Source organism: Parabacteroides sp. CH2-D42-20, from assembly GCF_003670185.1.
In the GTDB taxonomy this organism is placed as follows: Bacteria; Bacteroidota; Bacteroidia; order Bacteroidales; family Tannerellaceae; genus Parabacteroides; species Parabacteroides distasonis.
In genome coordinates this window covers 1-8822 of record NZ_RAYG01000058.1, presented here as the reverse complement: position 1 = coordinate 8822, position 8822 = coordinate 1, and the positions used below count along the sequence as shown (strand labels likewise).

The window sequence follows — 8822 nt, the reverse complement described above, 5'->3', positions numbered from 1 at the left end:
GGCGACCGCCAGCGGGGGAATAAGTTTCACCGCCCAATCGACCGCCAAGTGGGAACAGCAGCCCGAAGCCATAGCCGCCCTGCAACGGGTTAAGGATGCCGGACAACTTGCCGTGAAATCCGTTGAGAGGAAAGAAGCCAACCAAGAACCGCCCCTTTTGTACGACCTTACCACGCTGCAAAAGGAAGCGAACACGAAGCTGAACTTTTCGGCTGACAAGACGCTTTCCGTAGCGCAAAGCCTGTATGAAAAGAAAGTGATGTCCTACCCGAGAACCGGAAGCCGCTATATATCGGAGGACGTTTTCGATGAAATGCCGGAGCGTGTCGCCCTGTTAGGGCAATACCCCCGCTTCGCCGGGTATGCCGCCGGGCTGGACGGCACACCCCTGAACCGCCGCAGCGTGAATGACGGCAAAGTGACCGACCACCACGCCTTAATCATTACTGAGAACCTGCCCGGCGAACTCTCCAAAGACGAGCGGGCGGTTTACGAGCTGGTAGCCGGGCGTATGCTGGAAGCCTTTTCGGGCAAGTGCGTGAAAGACGTTACCACCGCCATATTGTCGGCTGGAGATACTGACTTCACGGTAAAAGGGTCTGTGATGAAAGTAACTGGGTGGCGTGCCGTGTTCGGCGAACAGGAAACGGGCGGGGATGAAGAAGCCGCCAGCCTGCCGCCGCTCCAAGAGGGCGAAAGCCTGCCGATTTCCAACGTGGAACTGTTGGAGAAGCAGACCAAGCCGAAACCGCTGCACACGGAAAGCAGCCTGCTTGCCACAATGGAGAACGCCGGAAAGGAACTGGAAGATGCCGAGCTGAAAGCCAGCCTGAAAGATGCCGGGATAGGCACGCCCGCCACCCGTGCGGCGATTATCGAAACGCTGTTCACCCGCCAGTACATCGTGCGTGAGAAGAAGAACCTTGTGCCTACCGACAAGGGGCTTGCCGTTTACAAGATAGTCAGGGACAAGAAGATTGCCGATGTCGAAATGACGGGTATGTGGGAAACCGCCCTTGCCAAGATAGAAGCGGGCAGTATGGATGCTGACACGTTCCGAAAGGGTATCGAGGTGTACGCAACGCAAATCACGGCGGAACTGCTATCGGTGCAGTTGTCTGTCGCCAATGGCGAAACTTGTTCCTGTCCCAAATGCAATAACGGGCGCATCCTGTTCTACCCGAAAGTGGCGAAGTGTTCCAACGTGGACTGCACGCTTACCATATTCCGCAACAAGTGCGACAAGCAGCTTTCCGACAAGCAGATTATCGAGCTGGTGACGAAACGCAAGACCGGGCTAATCAAGGGCTTCAAGGGCAAGAACGGCAAGGCTTTCGATGCTTCGCTGGTGCTGGACGAGCAATTCAATATCGGTTTTTCATTCCCCGAAAAGAAAGCGAAACCGAAGAAATAGCCTATCTTTGCCGCTGAAATTTCATTGTGATAGGTTTTACAACTTATAATAATTGAAATTTTAGTGGTTGCGCCCGGCGGGAACCGGGCGCATTTTTTATACGCTCCCGCCAAACAGGTAGGTCGAACAGACCACCCCGTTATCCAGCACCCTGCTTTCCGAGAGTTTCCAATGTGAGCCGAATGTTTCCCCGATAAAGCCGATGCCTTTGCCCGCCATGACTGGGACGGTGTATATTGTCAGGATGTCCAACAACCCGGCTTTAATCAATGAAGTAAGCAGCTTGCCGCCGCCCACCACCAGCATGGCGGTTTCCTGTTTCAATTCATAAATTCTTTGCAGCGGTTCTTCGGTCAGGAACTCCACGCCGCAGTCCGGCGTCACGTTGGTGTCGTAGTGTGACACCACAAAAGACCGCTTGCTTTTGTGCGGCCACCCGCCCCAGTGTTCAAAGATGTAGTTGTAGGTGTTCGCCCCCATAAGCAGGCAGCTTGCGGCGGCGTGTTCCCTTGCCGCCAGTTCCTTGACCTCACGGGGCATCCAGTCCAGTTCATAGTCCGGCGTGGCGGTATGCCCGTCCAGCGATACGGCGATGTGCGCTTTGATTTGTTCCATATTGTCAGGTATTAAAGTGATATAAATCCCTACTGTCTTTGCACGTTAGCCGCCACCTAAAAAGAAAGCGTGGCATGACGCTGTTTCAAAGTAGAGGTACTGGCATACCCAAATGTGGAAACAGTGCAGCCACGCTATGACAAACGCATAGCATATCCTGCGCTGAATATCCCCACATTTTGAAAAGTGCCAGTTTTCTACTTTGGGACGTTCGGCGAACGTATATGTTATATATAAAGGCAATATTCCGGCAACCGCCGTCCAACTGCCGTTACTTTTTTCGTGTAACTTCTGCAAAGTTAAGCAAATACCCTGAATTTTCACGTGCAAACAGAAAAAATCCTGCCGTGTTTCACAACAGGGCAGGACACAAGCACCTAAAAATACACAAGTTCAGCCCATACGCCTACGGGCAGCTTGTGTTCCTTTGAAGATTATATGAACCTATGACAAAACAGCTTTGGTTCGCCGTGTCTTTGGTGATGATGTCCCTTTCCCGCATGAAGCGGATATAGCTCTTTGCGGTGCGCTCCTTGATGTCCAAGACCTGCTGCAACTGCTCGCAAAGGTCTATGTAGGTGATGCGTGTCTGCCGCCCGAAGATGTCACGTGCGACATTCACCAGTTCCCTTTCCTTGCGCTTCTCCTTTTCCTCACGGGGTTTCTCCCCTTTGTACACGTGCATCCCCGCTTCCTTGTCCCATGCAAAGAGCATCAGCGGCACGTCCAGCGGGCTTCCGTCCCTTACTTTCAGGGCTTTTACCACCGACTGGGCGGGTTCATCGTCTTTCTCTATCGAAAGGATTGTAGCCGCCTTGCGCTGCAACTCGCTGCCCAAATGTCCCCGCAGTTTCAAACCGTTGGGGACGAAGTGCAGCACGCACAGAATACACGTGTTGTAGATGCCCGCCAGCCGATAAAGTTCATCTATCACCGCCACGCTTTCCGCTTCATCGTTGGCACTTTTCACAAGGTCGGCGATGCCGTCAATGACGACCAACTGGATGCCGCCGTACTGGTAGTAGAACTTATCCATGCTCTGCACAATGGCGTTCAAGCGTTCTTTGCGTGACATACCCGTCAGACAGAACGCTTTCAGCTCATCGGGTTTGTCCTGCTGCCCCGCTCGTGCCAGCAGGTTGCTTACATTCTTGAACAGTTGCACTTCCGACTGTTCGGTGTCATAGAGCAAGACCGCCTTATGCCTGCCGTTGGCGGTTATCTGTATGCCCAGCGTATCTATGTCCGCACCAGCCGGGCAGATGCAGCCCGCCACGATTGCGGCTACATAATTGCTCTTTCCCGTTCCCTCGCCCCCGGTGATGCCGAACAGGTTGCCTTGTGTCCCTAACGGAACGTCACCCGCCGAAATAATTTCTTGCGCTTTGGCGGGCGGGTTGTTGAAATCTATTTCGCACGATTTAAGCATAATCAATGTGTCGCTATACAGGTTGTCTAAAAATTCGATAAACAGTTTCAGGAAATCTTCACGGGTGTTCCCGGCTTTGAAGTAGTCGGATATGTCCTTTTCCTCTTTCGTTCCCGGAAGCGGCAGCAGCAGGCGTTTCACTCCAAATTCTTCCAGTAGTTTTTCCTGCTTGCGTGAACTTTCCCTGCCCGTCTTGTCCATGTCAAAGAGCAGGACGATGTGCTTGAAGCGGAACGTCAGCCTATAAACCAGCGTGGGCGGTATCGTCACCGTTTCGCTGTTGAAGCAGATAGCGTGAAAACCATGCGCCGCCAGTGAAAGTACGTCTTTCTCGCCGCCTGTGATGAATAGCGTGTCACCTTTGGCGGGCAGTTGCTCCAGTCCGAAACAATAGTTCTCGCCGAAGCTGCCGCCATAGAGGAAGCGGGGCGTGGAGAACGGGCGGTACAGCTTGATGTGCTGTTTGCCCTTGTAGCCGTACATGGGTTCTGCCACCGATGAAATGTAGGTGTACGGCTTCCCCTCTGTCGTTTCACTATTGTATTCCCGGAGCGAGCAGACCTTGTAATGTTCCAGCAGTTCGGGCGTGATGCCGTACTGTTGCCAGTACACCAGTTCGGCAAGCGGAAACTTCTGTTCCCGGAACTGGTAGGGCTTGACAGGCTTTTCGGGCGTTTCTTCGGGTTTGTCCGGCTCTGCCCGGCGGACGGTTGCCGGGGGAATGGAAACCGGGGTGCCGGAAGCCAGCCCCAAGCCCAAATCCCGGTCGATGATTTCCAGTATCTCCACGAAGTCAGCCGCCCGGTTGCAGTCCAGCCCCTTTAACTGCCCCACGAGGAAGAAGCAGTCGCCGCTGTAACTGTCGTTGCCGAAATCTTTCATCTTGTAGATACCGCCCCGGCGGTCGAAATAGATGTTGCAGGAAGCCTTGCTATCCTCGTACAACGGGTTAAGGAAGTTGCGACCTATGCGCCAGTTTCCGGGCAGGTAGTGTTTGAACACCGCCAGCCCGTTACTTGTTCTTTCTAAGATTTCCTCTTTCCTTAGCATACAACTGGTGGTTGGTTATCAGGTTGTCGATGTTCTCCTTGTTGCTCCTTATCAGGCGTTCTTCCAGCATCCGGCGTATCTCGCTGACCTTGTAGAAGTAGCGTCCCCTGATGTTGGAATAGGCGATAGTCCCCGACACCCGCAGGCGTTGCAGGGTCTTTTCGCTTATTTTCAGGAACGTGCAGACCTCGTAGCTGTCCACCCACATATCTTCCTCGCTTTGCCTTGCCGTTTCCGTGTGGTTGAAGATGTAATCGGCAATGGCGGTAATCTTGTTGTCCAGCTCCTTGTAGGCTTTGGACTCGAATGTTATTATTTCCATAATGGTAACTGATTGATTTGCCGCAAAGTTCGGGTGTCCTGAAAAATAAAACGCCACAGGCGAACCCACCTGTGGCGAAATAAATTTTGTTAAAGAACGGTTGCCTAATCCTGCTCCCTCATGCGCAGCAGCAACCTGTCTTTCAGGGTGGAGAGGAAGCCCGTGCGGTCTTTGGTCTTGGCTTTTAGTTCCATGTAGGTGTGGTAGAAGTCGCCGAGGTCGATGTCGAAAACATATTCAAAATAGGCTACAATCTCCTTTATATCAACCGTTCCCTTGTTCAGACAGCCGCAGGCGTCCAGTGCATAGACAAGCTCCACCAACGCCCTTTTCGTCCCCGTCCAGCGCAGCACCTTTCCCGTGAAGCCGTTCTTCACCCGCTTGCGCTGTTCCCGGCGTTCCAGCTCGTGCAGGCGGTTGGTGAGGTATATTTCCAGCAGTTCGTTGGCTAAAATCTTTGCTACCTTGAAGTCGTGACTGGTGCTGAACTGTGGGTCTGTTTCGTAATAGAAACTGTCCACAATGATTTGTATGTCAGGCTTCCCACGCATGAAATACTGCCTGTCCAAGTAGGTGGCTTTCGTGCGGTGGTACTGGTAGAACGCCAAGTTCCGCTGGAACGACTTTGAAATCCGGTCGGTTTCCGACAGCAGGTAGTCCCGCTGCACGTCCTCGCTGCCGCTGGGAAAGCGCACCTCTATCTTGTAAACGGTGTTGTAATAGATGATTTTGCTTGCTAAAAGCGGTTTCAGTTCCTTGAAGAAGTGTATTTCTTCTTCCGTGCTGGCGAACGGGTAGGAGATTATAAAGGTTTTGAGTTCGCCCAGTATCTCTTGCAGGTAGTCCACGCACAGGCGGCAGAGCGTCAGCGTGTCCGCTGCGGTGTCCTCGTATTCCTGTATCTGCCATTCCACTTTTTGAAGCAGTCCGGCGAAGTATGTTTCCAACAGTATCTTATGTTCCATAACCTTGTGCTTATCTTTTGTGAAGCACAAAGTTACGGGCATAAAAAATCTGTTTTATTCTTGATTTTTCACATTACGTTCTTGTAGCTGTGCATTTTCTTGTTTCCTGCGCTTTTCTGCGTATTTCTCCGGGGGTATCTAAAAGATACGCCTTGCAGAAGTCGTTCAGGTTCGATGTCGATGCGAACCCGGTGGTGAACGCCACTTCGGTAAGCGTGAGGTTTGTGTTCGTCAGGTAGTGTTCCACATCCTTTACCCGTTCCTTTATCACCCATTCCTTAGCCGTGTACCCGGTCATTTTCTTTACCTTTCGCCGGAACGAGCCGTATTCCATGCCGCATTTGTCCGCCAGTTGCTCGGCATCATAGACCATGTAGCCTTTCAGACGTACCATTTCGGTGAACGTCTGCCTGCCCAGTTCCGGCAACATCCGTTCGGCGTGGCGCAGCTCCTTTTCCGTCACCAGCAGGCGGTTGTCCCTTACCGGGTTTCTCCGCAGCAGGTGGAAAGCGTGGCATACCGTGTTGTACACGTTGCAGAGGTACTGCCGTCCCGGTCGCATCCAGTGGAGCGCATCGCAGTAGGCGGTCAGTTCGGGTATGTCGTCCCGCTTGCGGTGCTGTTCCGCCAGTTCGTCCAGTATGGCGTAATGTGTTGTGGATATACCCAGCAGGATGATGATTGCCTTGTAGTCCTTGTATGCTGCCAGTGTCGGTGTTTCCGGCAGGCTTTTGAGCGTGTCGCACACGTGGGCGCACAGCCGCACGTCCTTGCTGAACGGTTCAAGTTCCAAGTAGTTGTCCATTTTCCGGCCGTTGTGCAGCAGCCATGTTACCTTTTCGTCCAGTTCCTTGCAGGACGCTTCCAGCTCCACTTCGGGAGCGGGAAGCAATAATGATGTAATCCGTTGTTCCATATCTGATGTTTTATATATGAATGACATATCATTTGTTCCACCTCACGCAATCCGTCCAACCCCATTCATCGAACAGCCATGTTTCTAAGAAGAAAAGTACAAAGGGCAGCAGGAACAGAAAATATGCCTGTACTGCGCTGATATGCTTAGAGCGGCGGTAGCGGTTCAACAATGCCTGTACACGGGCTTTTCTGTATCGTGCAAGAATAAATATACAAATAAGCAAAAACATTGCACCTAAATAGCCAAGATGTAAGGACGACCATTCCGGTACACTGTTAATCAGGAGAAAGTTGCCGGGCAGAACTACTACCCACCACCAATACCAAAACAGCAGTATAAAACCTGACATCCGTCCTATCTTCTTGCCCCAAACCTCTCCCTTGAAATATAGGTAGTCAAAAAAATAGTATCTGTAATTCGTCCGGTTGGCACGTTGCTTCACTCGTTCAAAATAGTTATCTGTCTTTTTTATTCCTTTACTCATATATATTCGATGAATTATGTTCTCCAAAATGCAAAATGAAGCAGGGTAATACCCAGCACAATTCCAAAAAAGACAAGACCTGTCAGGAGAAAGACCCAATCCGAATAATGAAAGTCAATCTTCTTGTAAGGAATGGCGGTTTTCTTCACATACTTGTTCCATGCCCATATAAGAACTTTTCCCAATCTTTCCGCTGTAATATAGCTCATAATTTTTTTTACTTTTCAAATTGTATTCCCTCATACGCTACTAAGCAACAAATAAAAAGTTGCTAATGGTTCAGCAGAGAAACGGCTTATCCGTTATCCTGCGTTGTTAGCTGTATCTATTTTAGAAAATCTAAATCAAAATAATATTGATTGTCATTCTTCGGATTTATGTAAATCTTCGTCATTCCATAGTGTTGCAATAGCATTTCCAATGAAACTTTTTCCTTCAAGATTGCATCACTGCGAAATGTTTTTGTCTTTCCATTGTATTTGGTTGTGTACGTTACGGTGCATATTGTAGTGGACACAATTTGTTCACTATGATAAATGTCAGGGAATAAATAGCCACTGACACCATTCCAAAATTGGATTTCCCATGTATGGAATATCCGAAAGATAGGCTCTTGCATCCTTGATTTCTTGGTATTCCATTTCTGTGTAGTGACTTTACATTGGTTTAAATCAACAAATAATTGTATTCCATGCCTTTTTATTTGTTTTGTAGCCTGTTTTACTCTATATTTATAAATGGTATCACCAATAAGTCCGGAATTCAACCAAACAGCCAATAAGATAGCTCCCGATATTCCAATAGCATACCATTTTGCAGCAAAGCAAATGCCCACACCGAATACATAAATCCAAATAAAAATAAATCCAAGTATTCTCAATATTTTATTCTCATAGATTTTCATGTCATTAATTACAGCTAATGGTTAGAAAGGAGCATCGTTAGATGCTATCTTTCGTTGTTAGATATTTATTGCCCTTTCCCGCTTGGGGATATTGAACAAAAGTTGCCTTTATAATTCGATTATTACAGTTAAATGGTACATAAGCCACGTTACTATCAACACTTAACGTGTCGTTTAGCTGTTTCAAATGGGAGTGTTCATTTCGTAATAAGACTTCCAATTTTGAAAAGTCCACAGAACTGTATATCGGATAGAAACCGGAAAAACATGTAGGCGTTATGTAAGCAATTTGATTTTCATAGTCAAAGAATAAGAAACGGTTTCCGTCTGCCACATTATCATACACGGCAAAACAATCAAACTTTTTTACTCCATTGATTGTATAGCTTTGCACGAAGTCAATACTACTATCATCTACCGCTTTCAATTCAAAAACAACATTCTTTTTACCTTGCTGGTTAAAACATAGCCTATATAGAATTTCAAATTCTGTTTTTTCTGTTTCTATATAAAGGGTATCTTTTTCAGTCAAAGAATGATACTTTACTGAATTTTGTTCCACATAGCCGTTTTTTGCTATAACATAGCTAAGTGGGAAAAAGAACAAGCAATATAATACAAATATTCTCATGCCTATTATATCTAATGGTTTGAAAAGGAACGGCGTAAGACGTTATCTTTTCTTGTTAATAATATATTTATAGCCTCTTGAAAGTTATA

Annotated in this window: 10 protein-coding genes; 1 reads left to right on the top strand and 9 read right to left on the bottom strand. The window is 48.6% G+C overall.

What is annotated here, in order from left to right; genetic code table 11:
- Positions 1 to 1414, top strand: a 1414-nt coding sequence (locus D7V92_RS21385; protein WP_147441537.1) for a DNA topoisomerase, incomplete at its 5' end; no start/stop codon positions are given.
- Between the two features lie 96 nt (positions 1415 to 1510).
- Here the strand turns inward: D7V92_RS21385 and D7V92_RS21380 are convergent.
- The 9 genes from D7V92_RS21380 to D7V92_RS21335 form a co-directional block, all read right to left on the bottom strand.
- Positions 1511 to 2029 carry a dihydrofolate reductase family protein gene (locus D7V92_RS21380; protein ID WP_016274255.1) on the bottom strand — a complete coding sequence of 173 codons (519 nt, stop codon included), beginning with the start codon at positions 2027 to 2029 and terminating at the stop codon, positions 1511 to 1513.
- Between the two features lie 406 nt (positions 2030 to 2435).
- Positions 2436 to 4508, bottom strand: coding sequence for an AAA family ATPase (locus tag D7V92_RS21370; protein ID WP_016274256.1), 2073 nt, complete (start codon positions 4506 to 4508; stop codon positions 2436 to 2438).
- Complete coding sequence (locus D7V92_RS21365; RefSeq protein WP_016274257.1) at positions 4471 to 4830, bottom strand: helix-turn-helix domain-containing protein; 360 nt, start codon at positions 4828 to 4830, stop codon at positions 4471 to 4473. Before D7V92_RS21365 ends, D7V92_RS21370 begins: the two co-directional genes overlap by 38 nt.
- Before the next feature lie 104 nt (positions 4831 to 4934).
- Positions 4935 to 5837, bottom strand: coding sequence for an RteC domain-containing protein (locus D7V92_RS21360; protein WP_016274258.1), 903 nt, complete (start codon positions 5835 to 5837; stop codon positions 4935 to 4937).
- 31 nt (positions 5838 to 5868) lie between these two features.
- Positions 5869 to 6711, bottom strand: a complete 843-nt coding sequence (locus D7V92_RS21355; RefSeq protein ID WP_016274259.1) for an AraC family transcriptional regulator — start codon at positions 6709 to 6711, stop codon at positions 5869 to 5871.
- A 28-nt stretch (positions 6712 to 6739) separates the two neighbouring features.
- On the bottom strand, positions 6740 to 7198 hold the full coding sequence (locus D7V92_RS21350) for a hypothetical protein (protein ID WP_016274260.1): 459 nt from the start codon (positions 7196 to 7198) through the stop codon (positions 6740 to 6742).
- Positions 7199 to 7212: 14 nt separating this feature from the next.
- The gene (locus tag D7V92_RS21345) at positions 7213 to 7407 is read right to left on the bottom strand and encodes a hypothetical protein (RefSeq protein WP_016274261.1); all 195 of its coding nucleotides are present in this window, start codon (positions 7405 to 7407) and stop codon (positions 7213 to 7215) included.
- Positions 7408 to 7523: 116 nt separating this feature from the next.
- The gene (locus D7V92_RS21340; protein ID WP_065538904.1) at positions 7524 to 8102 is read right to left on the bottom strand and encodes a hypothetical protein; all 579 of its coding nucleotides are present in this window, start codon (positions 8100 to 8102) and stop codon (positions 7524 to 7526) included.
- A 37-nt stretch (positions 8103 to 8139) separates the two neighbouring features.
- Positions 8140 to 8733, bottom strand: a complete 594-nt coding sequence (locus D7V92_RS21335) for a hypothetical protein (RefSeq protein WP_121737272.1) — start codon at positions 8731 to 8733, stop codon at positions 8140 to 8142.
- Positions 8734 to 8822: the final 89 nt, after the last annotated feature.